Origin of the sequence: Pantoea sp., from assembly GCF_032114055.1 — a bacterium.
Lineage (GTDB): Bacteria > Pseudomonadota > Gammaproteobacteria > Enterobacterales > Enterobacteriaceae > Pantoea.
Window position 1 is genome coordinate 25977 of record NZ_DAMCTB010000015.1, and the last position, 19883, is coordinate 45859.

26 protein-coding genes are annotated in these 19883 nt (G+C 55.4%); 7 read left to right on the forward strand and 19 right to left on the reverse strand.

Annotation, left to right across the window (positions count from 1 at the left end; genetic code table 11):
* The first annotated feature begins 152 nt into the window (after nucleotides 1–152).
* The 5 genes from RT657_RS18315 (at nucleotide 153) to RT657_RS18335 (ending at nucleotide 2415) form a co-directional block, all read left to right on the forward strand.
* Nucleotides 153–632, forward strand: a complete 480-nt coding sequence (locus RT657_RS18315; protein ID WP_313656164.1) for a DNA mismatch endonuclease Vsr — start codon at nucleotides 153–155, stop codon at nucleotides 630–632.
* A gap of 52 nt (nucleotides 633–684) precedes the next feature.
* A complete protein-coding gene (locus RT657_RS18320) occupies nucleotides 685–960 on the forward strand; it encodes a hypothetical protein (RefSeq protein ID WP_313656166.1) in 276 nt (91 codons plus the stop codon).
* A gap of 10 nt (nucleotides 961–970) precedes the next feature.
* A complete protein-coding gene (locus tag RT657_RS18325; RefSeq protein WP_313656167.1) occupies nucleotides 971–1882 on the forward strand; it encodes a DUF808 domain-containing protein in 912 nt (303 codons plus the stop codon).
* A 33-nt stretch (nucleotides 1883–1915) separates the two neighbouring features.
* Nucleotides 1916–2047 carry a hypothetical protein gene (locus RT657_RS18330; RefSeq protein ID WP_003854444.1) on the forward strand — a complete coding sequence of 44 codons (132 nt, stop codon included), beginning with the start codon at nucleotides 1916–1918 and terminating at the stop codon, nucleotides 2045–2047.
* A gap of 188 nt (nucleotides 2048–2235) precedes the next feature.
* Nucleotides 2236–2415: a YodC family protein gene (locus RT657_RS18335; protein ID WP_128084363.1), complete on the forward strand. Its 180-nt coding sequence runs from the start codon at nucleotides 2236–2238 to the stop codon at nucleotides 2413–2415.
* A gap of 84 nt (nucleotides 2416–2499) precedes the next feature.
* Here RT657_RS18335 and RT657_RS18340 read toward each other — a convergent pair whose 3' ends face one another.
* The 3 genes from RT657_RS18340 to RT657_RS18350 form a co-directional block, all read right to left on the reverse strand.
* Nucleotides 2500–3720 carry a glycosyl transferase gene (locus RT657_RS18340; RefSeq protein ID WP_313656168.1) on the reverse strand — a complete coding sequence of 407 codons (1221 nt, stop codon included), beginning with the start codon at nucleotides 3718–3720 and terminating at the stop codon, nucleotides 2500–2502.
* Between the two features lie 30 nt (nucleotides 3721–3750).
* On the reverse strand, nucleotides 3751–4539 hold the full coding sequence (locus RT657_RS18345) for a mannosyl-3-phosphoglycerate phosphatase-related protein (RefSeq protein WP_313656170.1): 789 nt from the start codon (nucleotides 4537–4539) through the stop codon (nucleotides 3751–3753).
* A 352-nt stretch (nucleotides 4540–4891) separates the two neighbouring features.
* Nucleotides 4892–5125, reverse strand: coding sequence for a DUF2525 domain-containing protein (locus tag RT657_RS18350; protein ID WP_313656172.1), 234 nt, complete (start codon nucleotides 5123–5125; stop codon nucleotides 4892–4894).
* 316 nt (nucleotides 5126–5441) lie between these two features.
* Here RT657_RS18350 and RT657_RS18355 point away from each other — a divergent pair, with 316 nt between their 5' ends.
* Entirely contained in the window at nucleotides 5442–5600 is a 159-nt protein-coding gene (locus RT657_RS18355) for a YqaE/Pmp3 family membrane protein (protein WP_313656174.1), read from the forward strand.
* Nucleotides 5601–5663: 63 nt separating this feature from the next.
* On the forward strand, nucleotides 5664–5858 hold the full coding sequence (dsrB, locus tag RT657_RS18360) for a protein DsrB (RefSeq protein ID WP_313656176.1): 195 nt from the start codon (nucleotides 5664–5666) through the stop codon (nucleotides 5856–5858).
* 140 nt (nucleotides 5859–5998) lie between these two features.
* Here the strand turns inward: dsrB and RT657_RS18365 are convergent, their stop codons facing one another.
* The 16 genes from RT657_RS18365 to fliF form a co-directional block, all read right to left on the reverse strand.
* Entirely contained in the window at nucleotides 5999–7705 is a 1707-nt protein-coding gene (locus RT657_RS18365) for a methyl-accepting chemotaxis protein (RefSeq protein ID WP_313656178.1), read from the reverse strand.
* Nucleotides 7706–7848: 143 nt separating this feature from the next.
* A complete protein-coding gene (gene rcsA / locus RT657_RS18370) occupies nucleotides 7849–8484 on the reverse strand; it encodes a transcriptional regulator RcsA (RefSeq protein WP_313656180.1) in 636 nt (211 codons plus the stop codon).
* Nucleotides 8485–8514: 30 nt separating this feature from the next.
* Complete coding sequence (locus tag RT657_RS18375; protein WP_313656182.1) at nucleotides 8515–8865, reverse strand: hypothetical protein; 351 nt, start codon at nucleotides 8863–8865, stop codon at nucleotides 8515–8517.
* A 246-nt stretch (nucleotides 8866–9111) separates the two neighbouring features.
* Nucleotides 9112–9897, reverse strand: a complete 786-nt coding sequence (fliR, locus tag RT657_RS18380) for a flagellar biosynthetic protein FliR (RefSeq protein ID WP_313656184.1) — start codon at nucleotides 9895–9897, stop codon at nucleotides 9112–9114.
* Nucleotides 9897–10166 (reverse strand): flagellar biosynthesis protein FliQ, encoded by a 270-nt coding sequence (gene fliQ, locus RT657_RS18385; protein ID WP_003854466.1) that lies wholly within the window; start codon nucleotides 10164–10166, stop codon nucleotides 9897–9899. Before fliQ ends, fliR begins: the two co-directional genes overlap by 1 nt.
* A gap of 26 nt (nucleotides 10167–10192) precedes the next feature.
* Entirely contained in the window at nucleotides 10193–10924 is a 732-nt protein-coding gene (fliP, locus tag RT657_RS18390) for a flagellar type III secretion system pore protein FliP (RefSeq protein ID WP_128084380.1), read from the reverse strand.
* Complete coding sequence (gene fliO / locus RT657_RS18395) at nucleotides 10924–11322, reverse strand: flagellar biosynthetic protein FliO (RefSeq protein WP_111142211.1); 399 nt, start codon at nucleotides 11320–11322, stop codon at nucleotides 10924–10926. Before fliO ends, fliP begins: the two co-directional genes overlap by 1 nt.
* A 13-nt stretch (nucleotides 11323–11335) precedes the next feature.
* Nucleotides 11336–11749, reverse strand: a complete 414-nt coding sequence (gene fliN, locus RT657_RS18400) for a flagellar motor switch protein FliN (protein ID WP_313656186.1) — start codon at nucleotides 11747–11749, stop codon at nucleotides 11336–11338.
* On the reverse strand, nucleotides 11742–12749 hold the full coding sequence (fliM, locus tag RT657_RS18405) for a flagellar motor switch protein FliM (protein WP_313656188.1): 1008 nt from the start codon (nucleotides 12747–12749) through the stop codon (nucleotides 11742–11744). The genes fliN and fliM overlap by 8 nt, the downstream gene beginning before the upstream one ends.
* A 4-nt stretch (nucleotides 12750–12753) precedes the next feature.
* Entirely contained in the window at nucleotides 12754–13239 is a 486-nt protein-coding gene (gene fliL, locus RT657_RS18410) for a flagellar basal body-associated protein FliL (RefSeq protein WP_279768036.1), read from the reverse strand.
* A 129-nt stretch (nucleotides 13240–13368) separates the two neighbouring features.
* Nucleotides 13369–14640: a flagellar hook-length control protein FliK gene (locus tag RT657_RS18415; protein WP_313656192.1), complete on the reverse strand. Its 1272-nt coding sequence runs from the start codon at nucleotides 14638–14640 to the stop codon at nucleotides 13369–13371.
* Nucleotides 14637–15080 (reverse strand): flagellar export protein FliJ, encoded by a 444-nt coding sequence (fliJ, locus tag RT657_RS18420; RefSeq protein ID WP_313656193.1) that lies wholly within the window; start codon nucleotides 15078–15080, stop codon nucleotides 14637–14639. The genes RT657_RS18415 and fliJ overlap by 4 nt, the downstream gene beginning before the upstream one ends.
* Before the next feature lie 24 nt (nucleotides 15081–15104).
* Entirely contained in the window at nucleotides 15105–16469 is a 1365-nt protein-coding gene (fliI, locus tag RT657_RS18425; protein ID WP_140916955.1) for a flagellar protein export ATPase FliI, read from the reverse strand.
* Complete coding sequence (fliH, locus tag RT657_RS18430) at nucleotides 16469–17161, reverse strand: flagellar assembly protein FliH (protein ID WP_313656194.1); 693 nt, start codon at nucleotides 17159–17161, stop codon at nucleotides 16469–16471. Before fliH ends, fliI begins: the two co-directional genes overlap by 1 nt.
* Complete coding sequence (gene fliG / locus RT657_RS18435; protein WP_313656195.1) at nucleotides 17154–18146, reverse strand: flagellar motor switch protein FliG; 993 nt, start codon at nucleotides 18144–18146, stop codon at nucleotides 17154–17156. The genes fliH and fliG overlap by 8 nt, the downstream gene beginning before the upstream one ends.
* The gene (gene fliF / locus RT657_RS18440) at nucleotides 18143–19867 is read right to left on the reverse strand and encodes a flagellar basal-body MS-ring/collar protein FliF (RefSeq protein ID WP_313656197.1); all 1725 of its coding nucleotides are present in this window, start codon (nucleotides 19865–19867) and stop codon (nucleotides 18143–18145) included. Before fliF ends, fliG begins: the two co-directional genes overlap by 4 nt.
* Between the last annotated feature and the right edge of the window lie 16 nt (nucleotides 19868–19883).

Consider the following 19883-nt stretch of genomic DNA (forward strand, 5'->3'; position numbering starts at 1 on the left):
TCCCTGCGACGTGAGGAAATTCCGGGATGTATTCTGCCGCAGCACCCCGGAATCTTCTGCTTTTACGGCCCTGCATCCAGCGTCAGCCTGCGGCGACTTTCGCTTTTCGCCGTGCAGGCTAAAGTTACATAACCAGCAAAAAAGGAGAGGTTATGGCTGATGTTCACTCCAGCGAAACACGCAGCAAAAATATGCGTGCGATTCGCGCTCAGGATACGGCCATTGAGCAGCGTATTGCGCTGTTGCTGAAAGACCGTGGCTTCAGCTATCGCGTGCAGGATAAAAACCTGCCGGGGCGGCCTGACTTCGTTCTGACAGAGCAGCAGGCGATTATTTTTGTTCATGGCTGTTTCTGGCATCGTCATCACTGCTATCTCTTCAAGCTGCCCGCGACGCGCACAGAGTTCTGGACCGGAAAAATCAACAGTAATGTTGAACGTGACCAGCGCTACGTGCGGCAGCTGCAGGCGGCGGGCTGGAAGGTGCTGATTATCTGGGAGTGCGCACTGCGGGGCAAACAGCGCCTGGCAGATCAGGATTTGCTGGAACGGCTGGAGGAGTGGCTGCTGGCAATGTCAGAGAGTGCTGAGATCGATTATCAGGGCATTCATCATTACCACGCAGATTGCTAATCCCCGACATAATTGGTTAGATCTGCGCTTTCTCCGTGGCCAGGAGGCCGAAATGAGCAGCATAAAACTGACCGTAAAACGCCTTTATCAGATCCGTGATGAGCGAATGGTTAACACAAAAGCGACCGCGCGGGTCTACTGCGGGGAGAGGCTGATCGCCACGGAGGAAATTACCGGCATGACCGAAAGCCCGGTCAGTAAATATCTGCATGCGGAAAGCACAGCAGGCGAGAAGGTGCGGGTCGAGTGGGATTGTGAGGGCATCGCCGAGATGACCGTGACGGAAATTGAGCGATGCCCATGTTGTCAACATAACGAACCAGACTAAGGATAAGATTTTGGCGGGAACCAGTTTACTCACTTTACTTGATGATATTGCAACACTTCTGGACGATATTTCCGTCATGGGGAAAGTGGCGGCGAAAAAGACCGCGGGCGTGCTGGGAGACGATTTGTCACTGAACGCTCAGCAGGTCACGGGCGTGAAAGCTAATCGCGAGCTGCCGGTGGTCTGGGGCGTGGCCAAAGGATCGTTTCTCAACAAGCTGATTCTGGTGCCGCTGGCGCTGATCATCTCAGCGTTTGCGCCCTGGCTGATCACGCCGCTGCTGATGATTGGCGGTGCCTACCTCTGCTACGAAGGCGTAGAGAAGGTGCTGCACAGCCTGCAGCACGACAAGCAGAGTAAATCACCGGAAGCACGACAGAAGCGACTGGATTCGCTGGCGAATCAGAACGCGGCGGAGTTCGAAAAGAAGAAGATTAAAGGTGCGGTGCGGACCGATTTTATTCTCTCTGCCGAGATCGTTGCCATCACCCTGGGCATCGTCTCGGCGTCGCCGCTGCTGAATCAGGTCATTATCCTGGCGGGCATTGCGATTCTGGTCACCATTGGCGTCTACGGCATCGTTGCGGCGATTGTAAAAATCGACGATCTGGGCTTCTGGCTGCGCGAGAAACCCTCCCGCCTTGCGCAGGGCATTGGCGGCGTGCTGCTGGCTGCTGCGCCGTGGCTGATGAAGATTCTCACCGTAGTCGGCACTATCGCAATGTTCCTGGTTGGTGGCGGCATTGTGGTGCACGGTATTGCTCCGCTGCATCATCTTATTGAGGAGGTCAGCGGCGGCTTTAGCGGCTGGATCGCGATGCTGCTCAGTAATGGAGCCAATCTGGTGCTCGGCTTTATCATTGGGTCGATCGTGCTGTTAGTGGTCAACCTTATTGCCAGAGTGCGCGGAAAATCGGTATAAAGCGCACTGTGATTTACGGTCAGGAGAATGACGATGAACGACGACATGTTTGAATTTGATATCGACGCACAGCTTGAGCAGGCTGAAGCGAAAGCGGAAAAGAAGGCCAGCGAAGTGCCGGACGATCTCGGTGACGAAGCCGACTGCGAAGGGTGCAAAATCTGACGTCAGCGCCACAGCTATTCCCTCAAAGCGGATAATATTTTTTATCCGCTTTTTTTATTTTCCGCATATCTCTCTGCTTTATTCTGAATTTGCCCACTTTTTGCGTGCCCTAACAGGCAGGAACCCCATTCGCCTGCTATAAAGGAAATCATCACCCCGGTTATTAACATTGGTAAAAGGAGCGCATCATGGTTTTTGCAATCAGTGAGGAAGTGCAACACAAGGAAGAGGGGCAGACAATGGTGGTGACCGGCTACGCGAGTGGCATGGTCGAGTGCCGCTGGTACGACGGCTATGCGGTGCGCAGTGAAGCCTTCCGCAGCGATGAGCTGTGCGCAACAGCTCCGGCGCAGCAGCTGGCAGGCTGAGACGCTGGCCTGAGGGGTTTGCGACCCGACAGGCCCGGCTTCTGACAGGCGGTGGCAGATATCTCCTGTGCCGCCCGATCAGTCTCAGACGTTGCCGTCGTTATCCTCTTCAACGGCCTGATAAATACGCTGTAAGACATCCGGGAACGCGGACTGAACCCGACTCCAGCTCGGGATAAACGGCTTGTCGTTGGGGCGCTCGATAAAGGCCTGTCCCGCTTCCAGAATCGACTGGGTAAACATCTCCACCGCCGCTTCCTCCACATGCTGATCAAACTTCAGGCCGTTCATCGCAGCCTCATGGTTGTAAGTCTCCATGATATCCAGCGCATTACGATAGTAAGTCGCCTTCAGCACCCGGAATGAATCACTGGTCAGCGGGACGCCCATCGTCGCGAGCTTACGCAGCAGAGACTGAACGATATCGTTACTCATGCGTTTCAGGCCGCCCGTGCCATCATCTTCCGCCAGCGGCTGGTGTTTATGATCATAATTGTCAGCAATTTCAACCTGACAGGACTGGCGGGTCGTGTAGTTACGGTAAATCTCCGACAATACGCCGATCTCCAGCCCCCAGTCGCCCGGAATTTTTATGCCGTTCAGCACATGCGTCCGCATAGCAAATTCGCCGGAAAGGGGGTAACGGAAGCTCGACAGGTAATCCAGGTATTCTGAATGGCCGTAGACTTTCTGCAGTGAGCGCAGCAGCGGGCCAACTAGTAACCGGCCTACGCGGCCATTAAGTTTGCCATCGGCCACGCGTGCGTAAAAGCCTTTACAGAACTCATACTGAAAGGCCGGATTCGCCAGCGGATAGAGCAGGCGGGCCAGCATTCCACGCTCATAAGTGACGATATCGCAGTCATGCAGGGCAACACAGCTGGTGCGATCTGAGGCGAGTGTATAGCCGGTGCAGAACCAGACGTTACGCCCTTTGCCTGGCTGGGTAGGGGATAAGCCCTCTTTATCCAGTTCAGCATCAATCGCCTTAAGGCGCGGGCCGTCATTCCACAGTATGCGATGCCGTTGCGGCAGGCGGGAGAAAAATTCGCGGGCATACAGAAACTGGTCGCGGTCAGCCCGATCCAGACCGATCACAATCTCGTCCAGATAGGGCACTTTTGCCAGCTCATCGACGATATTCGTCAGCGCCGGGCCTTCAAGTTCGGAAAACAGCGATGGCAGGATCAGCCCCATTTTGCGTTTGCGGGCAAAGCGTACCATCTCTTTTTCCAGCGACTCCACGCTGCGGTGGGTCAGGTTGTGGAAGTTAGTGATTACGCCATTCTGATAGAAGTCACTCATCGCATCATCCTTTCAATGCCCGTGGGCAGCTTATTGAGGTTGAGTCAAAAAATAGTCCAGCCCTTCGCGCCAGCCCTCTGGGCCGTGATGCGCCGTGTGATAGACCTGCTGCTGGTCGGTGCGCGTGAGCGTGACCGGGGTCTTACTGTAGCCCCGGATCACCACGGCGTAATCTACCGCATCCAGCATCAGCGCATCGTTAGGTCCGTCGCCCAGGCCGATGGTAATGCGCGCCTCGCCGGGTGAGTGATCCAGTAGCCAGCGCAGGGCTTCACCCTTGCCGCTGCCCGCAGGCATCACATGCCAGAAACGTCCCCCCTGAGTCAGCGCCAGGCCTTCAGCGCCCAGCGCCTCGCGAAACTGCACCAGCGCGTCCTCACTGTCGCGCCAGACCACTACCTCGGAAGCTTCGCGCTGACGCGACAGCGCCGCATCCGCCTCACTCAGGCCGGTCATTGAGGCCACGTCCGTATCGGAGAAGTCATGAAAACCGGTAAAGCGATAGCGGGCTTTCATCTTAGCCAGTTTGCTGCAGATCGCCTCATAGGTCAGCGCAGGATTCAGGCGGACGCGTTGCTGATCGTGCGTCTGCACCACGGCACCGTTTTCAGCAATAAAGGGCGAGCCGCTAATGCCCAGCTTTTTTTGCAGCGGAACAATCTCGGCGGCCGTTTTGCTGGTACAGATCACCAGCGGGACAGCCTGCTGTTTCAGTGTGGTAAGCCATTCGCTGGCCGCATCCCAGCGATAGGTATGGTGGTCGAGCAGTGAACCATCCAGGTCAGTAATAATCATTAACGGCTGATGGAGATGGGGCATTAGCAGGCTCCTTTCATCACATTTGCGGCTAAAGCAGCGATTTTTCAGTATTATAGTTGAATCTGGCGCACACTTTTATTAATGCGCCGTCAGCCACCAATCCAGGAAAAATCTTAAAAAATAGGGGCAAAGGAGAGAGTCAGGGTAAGTAAACAGGAACTAAGTGACTGTCTGGCGCGGTGTTTTCGGCAACATCGCAACAGTAATTTCCAGACAGCGTGCAGAAATATGCATATCAGGTACTTGTTTCATGGATGGGATCGCGTAATCTGCACAGGTGTTAAGAATTCCCTGGTGTAACGAATTGACTTTTTACCCGGCCATCCCGCCGGGTATTTTTTTGAAATCGATTTCAGCGGTTGGCTTCGCTGGCACGGTAGTCGCAGATGTCAATTTCAAACGCCTCAGCCAGTTCACGATAAGAGTGAAAAATCCGGCCATCCGCTTCAAGCCGCGGTGCCTGATCCTGCTCCATATAATCCCGCACCTCGCCCGATGTTCTGGCCTGAATTGCCGCCAGCAATCCTTCGACATCCACCATCAGTTCTGACGGCTGCCTGTCACTGAGCTGTTTTTCGTCTGTCATAGTCTGACTCCCGGGTGGAAACAGAGTAATCAGTATAGAACGCGACAGTGAAAGCGAAGATCGGACAGATCGCAGATAAAAAAAAGCCCGCGCTGCGCGGGCAAAATCCTTGTTACTAACAGGTTAGCTGCACCTCTGGGGGGGCAGCAGCAGGCAGAGTGTAAAGGCCAGGGGCGTCAGAAGTCCTGCAGCAAACTGTCAGGAAATCGAAAAGGGGCATCCTTACTCAGATTTACCTGACTTTTCGCCTGAGCAGAGCATATTCGGCTATAGTTGAAAATAAAGCTGATTTATTTCAACACCTAAAGGAAGGGTTATGGATTTCTTAAAAATTATTATCGCCATTCTTCTGCCACCACTGGGCGTGTTTATGCAGGTCGGTTTTGGCGGGGCTTTCTGGCTGAATATCCTGCTGACGCTCTGTGGCTATATCCCGGGTATCGTTCACGCTGTCTGGGTCATTGCCCGCCGTTAACGCGCTGCATCGCCACGGTTCTTCGTTTAGACTGTATGCAGCTAATCATCAGGAGAACCGATAATGAAGGTTAATGACCGCGTCAGCGTCAAAACCGATGGTGGCCCGCGCCGCATCGGGACTATTCTGGCTATGGAGCCATTTAATGAGGGCACCATGTTTCTGGTGGCGCTGGAGGATTACCCGCTGGGCATCTGGTTCTTCAACGAACTGCACCAGCCGGATGGCATTTTTGTTGAACCGCACCAGGACGCCTGAAACTGACGCAGTAAAAAAAGCCGCCTTTCCCTGAAACGGGGAGGCGGCTTTTTGCTGTCTGAGGCTATGTGGCGGCTGGCGAGTGAAACCAGCCTGCTAAATTTTCGGTGAATGCTGCCCGCAGCCTTAACCGGCGTGAATCAGAAAGTTTCCCAGTTATCGTTACCGGCAGCCAGCGCCGGACGTGGGGTAATAGCAGGGCTCTTTAACTTTGCCGCGTCACGCGCAGGTGCATGCGTCCTGTCAGTGGTTTCCTGCAGACGAAATGCTGACACGGCCTGGGTCAGTTTGCCGGCCTGATCTTCCAGCGAGGCGGCTGCAGCGGTGGCTTCTTCCACCAGAGAGGCGTTTTGCTGAGTCACATTGTCCATCTCGGTAACCGCCTGACTGACCTGCTGAATCCCCCGGCTTTGCTCGTCCGATGCCGCCGCGATCTCTGACATAATATCGGTCACGCGACGTACCGCTTCGACAATCTCACCCATGGTGCTGCCGGCGGCGCCAACCTGAAGCGAGCCATCATTAATCAATGTGACCGACTCCGAAATCAGGGATTCAATCTCCTTAGCCGCCTGCGCACTCCGCTGCGCCAGATTGCGCACTTCACTGGCCACGACGGCAAAGCCGCGACCCTGTTCACCCGCCCGTGCAGCTTCAACGGCGGCATTGAGCGCCAGGATGTTGGTCTGAAACGCAATGCTGTTAATGACGTTGGTGATCTCGGCAATTTTCTTCGAGCTGCCAGAAATATTGTTCATGGTTTTCACCACACTGCCGACCAGTTCGCCCCCGCTGCGCGCTTTACCGGACGCATCAGCGGCAAGCTGACTGGCGTGATGCGCGTTCTCGGCGTTCTGTTTCACAGTCGCGGTCAGCTGCTCCATGCTGGCTGCGGTCTGCTCCAGCGCGGCAGCCTGCTGCTCAGTCCGGGACGAAAGATCGGTGTTACCCGCTGAGATCTCACTGGAACCCTGGTAAATCGCTACCGCACCTTCACGTACTGTTCCCACCGTGGTGACCAGCGCCTGCTGCATCAGCTGCAGGTTATAGATCAGCGTGCCGATTTCACTGCGGCCATGCGGCAAAGGCGGGGAGGTCAGATCGCCCTGAGCAATACGTTCGATATGCTGCACCGACTGGCGCAGCGGCGTGATAACGATGCGGCGCAGGAAGACAAAGGTCATCAGCACCAGCACCAGCGCGGCAGTAAAGGCCGCTGCCATCGAGATAAAGCCGATGCGCGACTGATGATCCGCCTGTGCAGTGATCGCATTCGCCCGGTCAGTACGGATCTTGATCGCCTTCAGTAGCACCGCGTTATAGTCATCATCCAGCTTACGGGTGACATCGGTTTCCTGAGCGATAATACCCTCAAAGCTGCCCTGCTTACCGGCGTCAATCATCGGTATCAGGCCTTTAGTAATGTAATCATTAAAGCGGGCCCTGAGGCTGGCATCCAGTTCCGTATCGGCAGGTGATTTCACTTCACGGGCTTCATAAACGGCGAAGCCCTCTTTTGCCTGCTGAATGCGTTTCTCAGCAGCCGCTACATTGGCGCGAAACGCATCCATTTCGCCAATGCGCGCGGCGGCACCGGCCTGAATAATGGTCAGACGCGCGGTACGCAGGTGGTTGGAACTGTTTGAAAGGCCCATGCGCACCTGAATTTCATTGGTCGCATCATCGAGGGAGTGATTGCTCAAAATCAGAAAGTAACTGGCGACACCGATACAGAGTGCAAACAGCAGCAGAATGCCGCCGAAGATCAGGCTAAACAGCGGCACCAGACGGAGATTCTGCCAGAGGCCCGCGCTTTTTTGTCCATTATTATCTACTGCAGTGTTCATATCCTTACTCTCTTGAGGCTGTTGTTATAAAGCGTAACATCGGCAAAAGAGCATAAACACTTAACAGTAAGAGTGAGACGTAGCTCCCAATTTCAAGCAATAAAAAAAACCGGCCAGTAAGGCCGGTCTTAGACGTGCGACAATCAGCGAATATTTACATAAATACCCGAGGTCACATTATCGGTTAAACGCACCACATGATAAATAACCTGTTTATTATGGGTTTTGATTTTGCGTTTAATATTTCCTTTGTGTGACGAGACCGTTTTGGCCTTAATTTGCATTTTATCTGAAATCTGGATGGTGTCATGACCTGACATCCACATTTTCAGCATGTTTGACTCAGTCTGACTTAACGTCAGCGGGTGCACATCCATGCCCGAAGAGATGCGTGCAGACTGATTAAGCTTCTTCTGCAAATAGGTGCTGAGTAAGGAATCAAGGGTCGAAGTTTTCATCGATTTTGATGTAATAATCAGGTTCTTACGAACGTAGAGATATTCCTCAAAATGGATATTGCTGATCGCCATGAATATAAAAAACAGTGTATCAGGATGCTGCGTAATAATAGTGCGAATGCGTTCGCTGGAGTCTGACTCATGAATGAAACAATCTTCATTAATAAAGACGACACCAGGATTTAATTGCTCACATTTTTGCTGTAGTTGCTCAATATCGGAGACAGACGAGATGTTCTTCTTCTTAACTCCTTTTAAAGACATGTAGTCTGTTAATCCCAGGCGTGTGTAGTTGCAGGAATCCATAATAATAGTTGGCATAATAGCGACCCTCACCAATTTGTTATCCGTTTAAATCAACGATGAATACGCGTTGCGGTACGAGAGAGATTTCTTAGGTACTTTTTTATTCTGCTCGTGCAGTTTGGCAACAGGCAAACGCCCATAAAAGTCTTCATCCCTGACCCGTTCTGCAAAAATTTTGTGCTGCCCTGACGTCACACATTCTCCGGCCATGGCGGGGAGTGCCACTGAAGTGCCGGAGGTAAAGTAAAACGCATTTTTTGAGAGCAAAATCACTATCCCTGAAAACACAGAGTTTTCTGATAGGATAATTCTCAAAAGCATTTGTTTTACGAAAGTGTGACGCCTCAGCGTGCGATGACAATGCCGGAAAAAACATTTTTTAACAAGAAAAATCACTTAAAGATTTTTTTCCTGTAAATTCAATGTCTTGACCGATTTGTCCGCCAATTCACAGTCTGAGTGCTTCTGTGAACCACCCGACTAAAATACGCGAAGCCCGGTTTAATAAGAATTATTTTCAGACTCTGCGCACATTTATCAGAATTTCCTTAGTTGCATTCTGGAAAACATGGTTCGGAAAATGCAGTGATGGTTTTGTGATACTTAAGTTTTGTGATGGAAAGATAGTTAGAAACTTAATGTTCAGGGACGGGACAGTTCCGTGAGGAAGCGGGTGAGTAAATCAAAGACTTCCCCAAACAAATGCTCACAAAACGGGGCGAGAAGGGGCATCAGCAGACTGAGGGTTAAAATTCCGACTGTTAAGGTAATGGGGAAGCCAATAGCGAAGATTGATAACTGTGGTGAAACACGGTTTAACAAACCTAGTACCAGATTTAGCATGAGTAACAAAACGATTAAGGGTAGCGCTAACATCATGCCATTAAGGAAAATTAATCCGCCTGATTTCACCAGTGCCATAAATGCGTTGGCATTAAGCGGGTGACCACCAATCGGTAGCGTATGAAAACTGTCCGCCAGCAGCGAGATCAGCCATAGATGACCGTTGAAGGTCAGGAAAAGTAACATTGCCAGCATGTCGAGGAAACGGGCCAGCACCGGCATGTTAAGCCGGCTGCCAGGATCAAAAAAGGTGGCGAAGGAGATACCCATCTGCAGACCAATGACCTCACCCGCGCAGCGCACGGCAGCAAAGGCAAACTGCATGGTAAAACCGAGTGCAATACCAATCAGCATTTGCTGAATGAGCAGCCAGAAGCCAGCCGGAGAAAACAGGGTGACATTGACGGCAGGTAACAGCGGCATCAGTAGCCAGGTAATCATCACAGCCAGCCCAATTTTGACACGCTTGCTGACCGATCGTTCACTGAGAATCGGTGCGGTGGCGAACAGCGCCATGATGCGCACCAGAGGCCAGAAGAACTGGCTGACCCACTGAACCAGCTGACTGCTGTCGAGAGTAATCATCAGCCGATGATATAAGGCAGGTTAGTAAAGACGGTGCGGATATAGTCCAGCAGCAGATTCAGCATCCACGGACCCGCAATAATGCCGGTCGTGGCGACCGCCAGAATTTTAGGAATAAAGGATAAGGTCTGTTCGTTGACCTGCGTCGCCGCCTGAATCAGGCTGATCAGCAGACCGCTGACCAGCGCGGCCAGCAGCAGCGGGGCGGCCAGCATCAGGGCGACGCGCATCGCTTCCTGTCCCATTACCATTACTGATTCAGGTGTCATGTGTTGCTCCGGTAAAAAAAGGGGGATCAGGAGTAGAAGCTTTGCGCCAGTGAACCGACCAGCAGCTGCCAGCCGTCGACCAGCACAAACAGCATCAGCTTAAACGGCAGCGATATGGTTGCGGGCGGAACCATCATCATGCCCAGCGCCATCAGCACACTGGCGACAACCAGGTCGATGATCAGGAACGGAATGAAGACGGTAAAGCCAATCTGGAAAGCGGTCTTGAGTTCACTGGTCACGTAGGCTGGCAGCAGAATACGCATCGGCACCGCTTCCGGGCCGGCAATCGGCGCGGTGTTAGCCAGCCGGGCAAACAGGGCCAGATCCGCTTCGCGGGTCTGACGCAGCATAAAGTCACGCAGCGGCTGGGCACCTTTCTCAATCGCTACATCCATGCTGATCTTGTCCTGACTGAAGGGCAGATAAGCATCCTGATAAATTTTGTCGAAGGTGGGCGCCATAATAAAGAAGGTCAGGAACAGCGACAGACCGAGCAGCACCTGGTTAGGCGGCGCCGAGGGCGTGCCCAGGGCGTTACGCAGTAAACCAAATACAATGATGATGCGGGTGAAGCTGGTCATCATCAGCAGCACCGCCGGAATAAAGGTCAGCGCAGTAATAAAGACCAGCGTCTGAACCGGCAGGGACCAGCTCTGTCCGCCGCCAGGCAGCGAGTGGCTCACCAGGCCCGGCAGCTGGGCATGAGCAGCCGGTGCCAGTAACAACAGTGGCAGTAAAGGAAGCAGTCGACGCATCATTGTGGTTTTCCGGGACGTTTAACCAGGTTCTGTAACAACTGACGAAAATCCTGTGGCGCACGGTTGTCGGGCGTCACGGAGACCGGCTGACCCGGCGGAAGCGTATGCAGATGCGTAATCTGCTGCGCGGTGACGCCCAGTACCAGGCGGGCATCGGCCGTATCAACAATCACGACGCGTTCACGCTGGCCAACGGAGACGCTGGCGGTGAGCTTCAGCTCCTGGCTACTGACTTTCTTCGGGGCGAAGCCGGCACGACGTGCCAGCCAGGCGCAAGCCAGAATCAATAAAATAATAACGGCTAAAACGCTGCTAACCTGCGCCAGCATTGAGCCGGTTGAGATCGCCTGGGCGTGCGGTGTCGCCGTTTGCAGCGTTTGATTCTGGCTGTTCATAGTCAGGGACTCTTTAGCGACTCAGACGACGCATGCGTTCAGACGGGGTGATGATATCGGTGATGCGTACGCCATATTTGTCGTTCACAACCACGACTTCACCCTGCGCGATCAGGTAACCGTTGATCAGAATATCCAGCGGTTCACCTGCCAGGCCATCCAGTGACACCACAGACCCCTGCGTCAGACGCAGCAGCTCTTTGATGGTCATCTTGGTGCGGCCCAGCTCCACGGTCAGCTTCACCGGGATATCCATAATCAGGTCGATATCCTGCAGCGAGCCAGCGACGTTGCCGCTGTCGAATGATTTAAAGACATCGTCGGTCTGCGGCGCACTACTGCTGCTGCTGCCGACCTGCTCATTCATCGCTTCAGCCCACAGATCGTCTGCAGAGATATCATCAGACGGTTTATTACTGTCAGTCATGGGGCTGTTCCTCGTTCAGCGAATTCAAAATCGGGTTAATCAGGTGTTCAACACGGAGCGCGTACTGACCATTCATCGTGCCATATTGGCTGGTTAAGACCGGGACGCTATCGACATGGGCGATAATGCGTTCAGGCTTCTCAATCGGCAGCACGTCGCCAGGTTTCAGCTGCAGGATCCGTGACAGACGCAGTGAGGTTTCGGCAAAGTGTGCAATCAATTCCAGCTCAGAGTGCTGCACCTGTTTGACCAGGTTGTCACGCCAGTGGTTATCTTCCTGACGTGAGTTTTCGAGCGGTGGATTCACCAGCAGCTCGCGCAGCGGTTCAATCATTGAAAACGGGATGCAGATATTAAATTCACCCACCAGGTTTCCGATCTCTACCTGGAACGGCGTGTTAACCACGATGTCGTTCGGCGAGGTCGTAATGTTGGTGAACTTCACCTGCATCTCTGAACGTACATACTCGACGTCCAGCGGATAAATCGCTTTCCAGGCATCGCTGTAACCATCCAGCGCCAGCTTCAGCATGCGGCGGATGACGCGCTGCTCGGTATGAGTAAACTCACGGCCTTCGACCTTGGTCGGAAAGCGTCCGTCGCCACCAAACAGGTTGTCGACGGCAATAAACACCAGGCTCGGTGAGAACACCACCAGCGCCGTGCCGCGCAGCGGTTTCAGGTGGATCAGGTTCAGGTTAGTTGGCACCGGCAGATTGCGGGCAAACTCATGGTACGGCTGAATCTTGATCGCCCCGACGCTGATATCCGGGCTGCGGCGCAGCAGGTTAAACAGCGCCATACGGAAACTACGGGCAAAACGCTCGTTAATAATCTCCAGCGCCTGCAGACGCTCGCGCACCACGCGGCGCTGGGTATTCGGGTCGTAAGGACGAATATCGCCTTCCGGCCCCATTTGTTTCTTTTCTTCTTCCGCGCCGCCACTGTCGCCGTTCAGAAGGGCGTCAATTTCAGCCTGGGAGAGAATACTATCGCCCATTGATTCACCTCAAAATGAAGGCAGTAAACAGCACGTCGTTTACAGCCTGCGGAGGTTGACCTTTTACCAGTGGAGGGGTCAGCACTTGTTTAATTTGTTCAACAAGTGCCTGTTTTCCCTGCTCTGTCGCCAGTGCCGCAGCACTCTGACGCGAGAGCAGCAGCAGCAGACGGCTGCGCACCTCAGGCAGATAATCATTCAGCCGACGACGGGTATCCTCATCGGCCAGACGCAGGGTAAAGCCTACGTAGAGCACGCGGTCAGGATCGTTGTCGGGATTGACCAGGTTAACCGTAAATGTATCAAGTGCAAAAAAGACCGGAGCGGGAGGCGGTTCAACTTTCGCCACCTCAGGCTTATCGCCCTCGTGTTTGTTCATCATTCGCCAGACTGCATAGCCTGCTACGCTGCAAGCGGCCAGCGTTACAATGAGCAACACCGGTATTAAGAGTTTACGTTTGCGGCCTTTTGCTTTTGCGTTATCAGACATGGTTGCAGTTACTTCCTGTGAATTATGGGCAAGCCTCTCGGCTCACGGGACAGATTATCCCGCGTCTTAAGTCAAACCAATGGGAAGAAAAGACGCGGGTTTTACGCTTACCTTCAGCGTTTGTCGCTGTCAGGCAAAAGTGTCGACGGCGCTGTTGCCGCTGACGCGAGCCTGAAGGGCGGCGGGGACGGCAATCGGCGTGATGTCGTTGTCATTGTCCTGGGAGAGGGAGAAGCGGCCATGCTGTCCATCGCGAGGCGCCTCCTGCTGCTGGAAGCTCTGGCCCTGCGCGGAACTGTCACTGCTCACCTGACTTTCGCCCAGGTTGATGCCGCTCTCTGCCAGCGCGCTGCGCAGCTGCGGTATCGCGGCTTCCAGCGCCGATCTGACATGGCTGTGGCTGGAAACCAGACTAATTTGTGCCTGGTCGTTATCCAGCTTCAGGCTAATCTGGATAGCGCCAAGGTCTTCCGGATGCAGGCGCAACTCCGCGTTCTGCTGCCCGTTACGGCTAAACATCACAATCTGCTGACTCAGTGCCTGCTGCCACTCATCGCTGCCCAGTTGTGCATTCAGCATCGGTGTGGCCGGCGTGCTGCTGGTCGCCGAGGCGGTCACAGGCGCAGGCAGGCTGCTGGCGCTGGTGACAGGCAGTGCAGTAACTGTGTTATCGCCGTTGCTGGCGTTTGCCGCAGCCTGATCGTCCTGTTTCACAAAGGTGTTCAGTGCCTGCTGAAAACTGCTGTCGGGCGTCAGACCAGTGCCTGGCGCGCTGTGCGCAGCGGCTGAAGCCGGGCTGGCTGGGCTGCTGAGCACGGGCGAGTCAGGAATGGCGCCTTTAGCGTCATGCTTTTCATCTTTCCCCGCTGGCGCACTATTCTGCGCACTGCTGAGCAGTGACATCAGCGGGTTCTGTGCTTTGCGGCCGCCGTCAGCCTGGGCCGTCAGCTCGCCTGCCTCACTACTGACTGGCGTCGGCGTTGGCGTCGCGGCAGCAGCGGTGGTCACGCCCGGTAACATGGCAAACAGCGCCTGCACATTCTGCAGCTCGCTGGCGCTCAGGGAGGCCACGTCCGGCTTGTCTTTATCATCGGCTGATTTTGTATCAGCTTTAATATTTTCCGGTGTAAACAGACCGCTTAACGCAGCCGGATTATCCAGCGCCGCCATGAGCCCATTCAGCGGGGCTTTTGCACGCGGATCTTCAGCCTTTTCTGCTTTAACATCAGCCGATTGCAATGTTTTGCCGGGCTGTTTAGAAAGGCCCAGCAGCTGGTTGCCCAGTGCAGTCAGAAAGTCCTGCGGCAGGGCCTCCTTTCCCGTCGCCGCATCAGCGGAGACGAGGGGGTCTGCGTCGGTTTTCACCGCCGCTTTTGTGGCAATGTGTGGCAGCGTGATCATTCGCCTCTCCTCAATGCGGCCCGTTGGGCAAATTCGTCCATCCGTTTCTGGTCGAGACGGTTTTCCTGTCGTGATGCGTTTTCTGCTGCCCGCGTAATCAGGGTCTGATAGGCGTTCAGCCGTTTCTGCTTGTCGCGCCAGTTGATCAGCGCCTGCTCAAGCCGCTGATTCCAGTGATTGAGCTGGTTACGGTGCTGTTCGATTGCTTTTTCCAGCGTCTGAATAAACTGGTGATAGTTGGTCCAGCGGGTACTGGCGATACCCGATGACATATCATCATTAAGTTTGTTGCGATATTCGTCCTGATAGTCGAGCAGCATCGTCAGCTGCTCGCTGGCGGCATGCTGGCCGCGACGCATATCGCCTAAGTAAATGGCGGCACGTTCGAGATCCTGCTCCGCTAAATCACGCAGCGTGTCGATGGCATTTGCCGTTTTCATTGCCGTTACCTCGCGTTAAAGGGTTCACTGACCAAACAGCGCATGCAGATGCAGGGTGGCGTCGTCGTAATCGCTGCGCTCAAAAATCCCCTGTTGCAGGAAGGCTTCCATCTGCGGGTAGAGCTTAATCGCTTTATCGAGCATCGGGTCGCTGCCGGCAGCGTAGGCGCCGACGCTGACCAGATCGCGGTTACGCTGGAAGCTGGAGAGCAACTGCTTGAACTGGCGCACCTGCGCATAGTGGTTCTCATCGATCAGATGCGTCATCGCACGGCTGATTGAGGCTTCGATATCGATAGCCGGGTAGTGACCCGCTTCGCCCAGACGGCGCGACAGCACGATGTGGCCGTCGAGAATAGCGCGCGCGGAGTCGGCGATCGGATCCTGCTGATCGTCGCCTTCGGTCAGCACGGTATAAAAGGCGGTAATGGAACCGCCGCCGTCAATGCCGTTACCGGCGCGCTCAACCAGTGCAGGCAGTTTGGCGAACACGGAAGGCGGATAGCCTTTGGTCGCAGGCGGCTCGCCGATCGCCAGTGCAATCTCACGCTGCGCCATGGCGTAGCGGGTGAGGGAGTCCATAATCAGCAACACGTGCTTGCCGCGATCGCGGAAATCTTCAGCGATGCGCGTGGCGTAGGCGGCACCCTGCATACGCAGCAGCGGTGACACGTCGGCCGGGGCGGCGATGACCACCGAACGGGCGCGGCCTTCAGCACCGAGAATATTCTCAATAAAATCTTTGACCTCGCGACCACGTTCACCGATCAGGCCGACTACGATGACGTCCGCTTTGGTATAGCGTGCCATCATGCCCAGCAGTACACTTTTCCCTACGCCCGATCCGGCAAACAGGCCCATACGCTGGCCGCGGCCGACCGTCAGCAGGGCGTTGATCGCCCGCACGCCGGTATCCAGCACGTCGGTAATCGGCGTACGCTGTAATGGGTTAAACGGTGGCGTGATCAGCGGCGCGCGATAGCCGGTATCCGGTGAAGGCAGCCCATCCAGCGGGCGGCCACTGCCGTCGAGGACGCGGCCCAGCAGTTCCGGCCCCAGCATCAGCTGCTTGCCCGCCTGCGGGTTATCGCCGTTCTGACGCGCATAGACCCGCGCGCCCGGTAAAATGCCGTCCACCTCTTCCAGTGGCATCATCAGCAGTTTCTGCCCGTTAAATCCCACCACTTCGCTTTCGATTTCACTGATGGCTTTGCCATCGTTACGTTCAATGATGCAGGTCGCGCCCAGCGGCAGTTGCAGGCCGGTCGCTTCCAGTACCAGACCCGTAGCACGGGTCAGGCGACCATAGCGGCGCACCGGTTGTACCTGAGCAATGCGTTTTTCAAACGCATCAAGCGATCCCAGCCAGCGATTCAGACGGGTGGTCATCAAATTTCTCCTGGTGCCGCAAGACGGCAGAGTTCCTGCCAGCGCGTGGCGACGCTGGCATCCAGGTCACCATCTTCTGCGCTGAGTTTGCAGCCGCCGGGATGGAGGGTGCTGTCGGCGATCAGACGCCAGCCGTGCAGATCCAGCGTCGGGCCCAGGGTCTGCTCAATGCGCTGTAAGTCATCCGGGTGAACACGCAGCTGCGGTTTGCCGCTGAACATCGGTTCCTGCTGCAGTAATCCCTGAATCTGGCGCAGCAGGGCGGTGCCATCGACGGCGGTCGCCTGGCCGATAACCGAACGGGCCGCTTCCAGAGCCAGTTGCATCAGACGGGCGGCGATTACGCTGTCCAGAGATTCCAGAGTGTTCTGGAACTCAGCGACCAGCTGCTGCATCCGCGCCTGAAGCGGCGCCTGCTGCTGCTGCGCATCCACCAGACCCTGCTGAAAACCGGCGTCGTAGCCCGCTTTCTGACCTTCGGTCATGCCCTGCTGATAGCCTTCGTTATAGCCCTGGCCCTGCGCCTCTTTGCGCATCTGCTGCTGCAGGCGTTCGAGCTGCTGTTGTTGCTCATCCACGCCATCATCAGACTCGGTAAACTCCGGCTCCGGCTCGGCTTCAGGCTCATCAAAACGGCCTAAATCTGTGGGCTGCCACAGCTGCCAGGGACGGGCAGAAAATGCATCAGACATACGTTTCCTCGCCACCACCAATTACCATCTCGCCGGATTCGGCCAGGCGGCGAACCACCAGCAGGATCGCTTTCTGTTCGTTTTCCACCGCAGACATACGCACCGGACCCCGGTTGGCCAGATCGTCGCGCAGAATATCCGCTGCACGGGCTGACATGTTTTTGAGGAACTTCTCGCGCAGTGGCTGTTCGGCACCTTTCAGCGCCACCAGCAGCTGCTCGGACTCCACTTCCTGCAACAGACGCTGGATGCTGCGGTCGTCCACTTCCACCAGATTCTCGAACAGGAACATCTCGTCGATAATTTTCTGTGCCAGTTCGCCGTCGAAGTCGCGTACCGCCTCGATAACCGCCTCTTCCTGCTGCGTTTTCATCAGGTTGATGATTTCGGCTGCGGTTCTCACGCCGCCCATCTTCGCACGCTTGAGGTTGGTGCCATCCAGCAGGCCGTTCAGCACTTCGGTCAGCTCGGCCAGCGCGGCTGGCTGCACACCACCGAAGGTGGCGATACGCAGCATCACGTCGTGACGCAGACGCTCGTCGAACAGCGCCACAATGTCGGCTGCCTGCGAACGCTTCAGATGCACCAGGATGGTGGCGATGATCTGCGGATGCTCGTCGCGAATCAGGTCGGCAGCAGCCTGTGGCTCCATAAAGTTGAGCGTCTCCATGCCGCTGGTGGTGTCGCGCGTTTCGAGAATATCTTCCAGTAGGCTGGAGGCGCGCTCTTCGCCCAGCGCCCGGGTCAGTACCGAACGCAGATATTCGTTGGAGTTCAGGCTCAGCGCCGCGAACTGCTCGGCATCTGCTTCGAACTCACGCAGGACTTCGGTCAGCTGTTTATGTGACACCTGACGCATGTTGGCCATTGCGCCGCTCAGGTGCTGCACCTCACGCTGGTTCAGGTGTTTGAAGACTTCCGCCGCGCGCTCTTCACCAATGGTCATCATCAGGATGGCGCTTTTTTCAGTTCCGGTCAGACTCATAGCTCTTTACTCATCCATTCACGAATGACCAGCGCTACCACACGCGGATCGTTTTCTGACATGTCGCGGATGCGTTGACTCATCACTTCTGCGCTCATGCGGTTGTTAGACTTACGTTCCTGTTCCAGCTCATCTTTGCTGAGTTGCACGCTGAAGGCTTCTTCTTCCGGTTTCTCAGCTGCGCGGGCGGCAATCGCTTCAGCAGCGGCTTTATCGGCGGCCTGTTTACGCACCAGATGCGGACGAACCATTTTGCGATAAAGAATGAAGGCAATCAGGGCAACCAGCAGCCACTTACCGGCATCCATCAGCTGTTCAAAGAATGACTGCTGTTGCCAGAAGGGCAGGTCAGCACTCATCGGTTCGGTGGTGTTGAACTGCGAGTTCACCACGTTGACGCTGTCGCCACGGGTCTGGGAGTAGCCCATCGCTTCACGGGTCAGGTCTTCAATCTGCTTCAGCTGCTGCTCGTTCAGCGCAACGGCTTTGCCTTTATCATCCGCACGGTAGTTCACCACCACCGCGACCGACAGACGCTGTACGTCACCGACGTTCATTTTGGTGTGACGAATGGTGCGATCCAGCTCGTAGTTCACCGTGTCGTCGCGACGGGAGTTCATCGGTGTCGTGCTGGCCGCGGCGGTGCTGGTGGTCTGAGTGCCGTTATTGGCCGCGTTATTCTGTCCGTTGGCGTTCTGGCCATTGGCCGCATTATTGTTCGGTGTCGTTACCGGCGCAGTGTTGGCTGGCGCAGGCTGATTAGAGAGTGCGCCCGGCACGCCGCCAGGGTAAGGGGAGCCCGACTGGTCGCTGGTGCTGGTCTGACGCGAACGGATAGCCGTGTTCGACGGGTTAGCATTAGGCTGATATTTCTCATCCGTCTGCTCACTGGTGTCGAAGTTAATCTGTGCGGTAACCTGCGCGTGCACATTACCCTGGCCGAGAATCGGATTCAGGATCGCTTCAATACGCTGCTGATAACGTGCTTCAACTTCTGCGGCATATTTCAGCTGCGCATCATTGAGGTCACGACCGGCGGCATCGGAGCGGGTCAGCAGGCGACCGGTCTGATCGACGACGGTCACATTGCCCGGCGGTAAACCTGCAACGCTGCTCGACACCATGTGCGCGATCGCCTGAATCTGACCTTCATCCAGCGCGCGTCCGGGCTGCAGGGTTAAGGTAACAGAGGCGGAAGGCGCTTTTTGCTCGCGCACAAACAGGGTCGGTTTTGGCATCGCCAGATGAACACGGGCCGTTTTAACCGGGCCGAGTGATTCGATGGTGCGGGCCAGTTCGCCTTCCAGCGCACGCTGGTAGTTCACCTGCTCGCTGAACTGGCTGATACCAAACTTCTCTTTGTCCAGCAGCTCAAAGCCCACCGAGCCGCCCTTTGGCAGACCCTGCTGAGCCAGACGCAGACGCAGCTCATGCACATTCGCTTCCGGCACCATCAGCGCGCCGCCATTTTCGGCGAAACGGTAAGGAATGTTCATCTGCGTCAGCTGCGTGACGATGGCACCGCCATCCTCATCTGAGAGATTGTTATAAAGAACGCTGTAGCTGGGCTGCTTTGCCCACAGCACCATCGCGATCACAATCGCCACCACTGCGGCAGCGGCAACGATTAATGGGATACGCGGATTTGCGCGCAGGCGAGCGAGCAGGTCACCGAAGCCTTTCTTATCTTGTTCTGTTGTGGCGGCTGTGCTCGCATTCATGACCGATTCCTGCCTG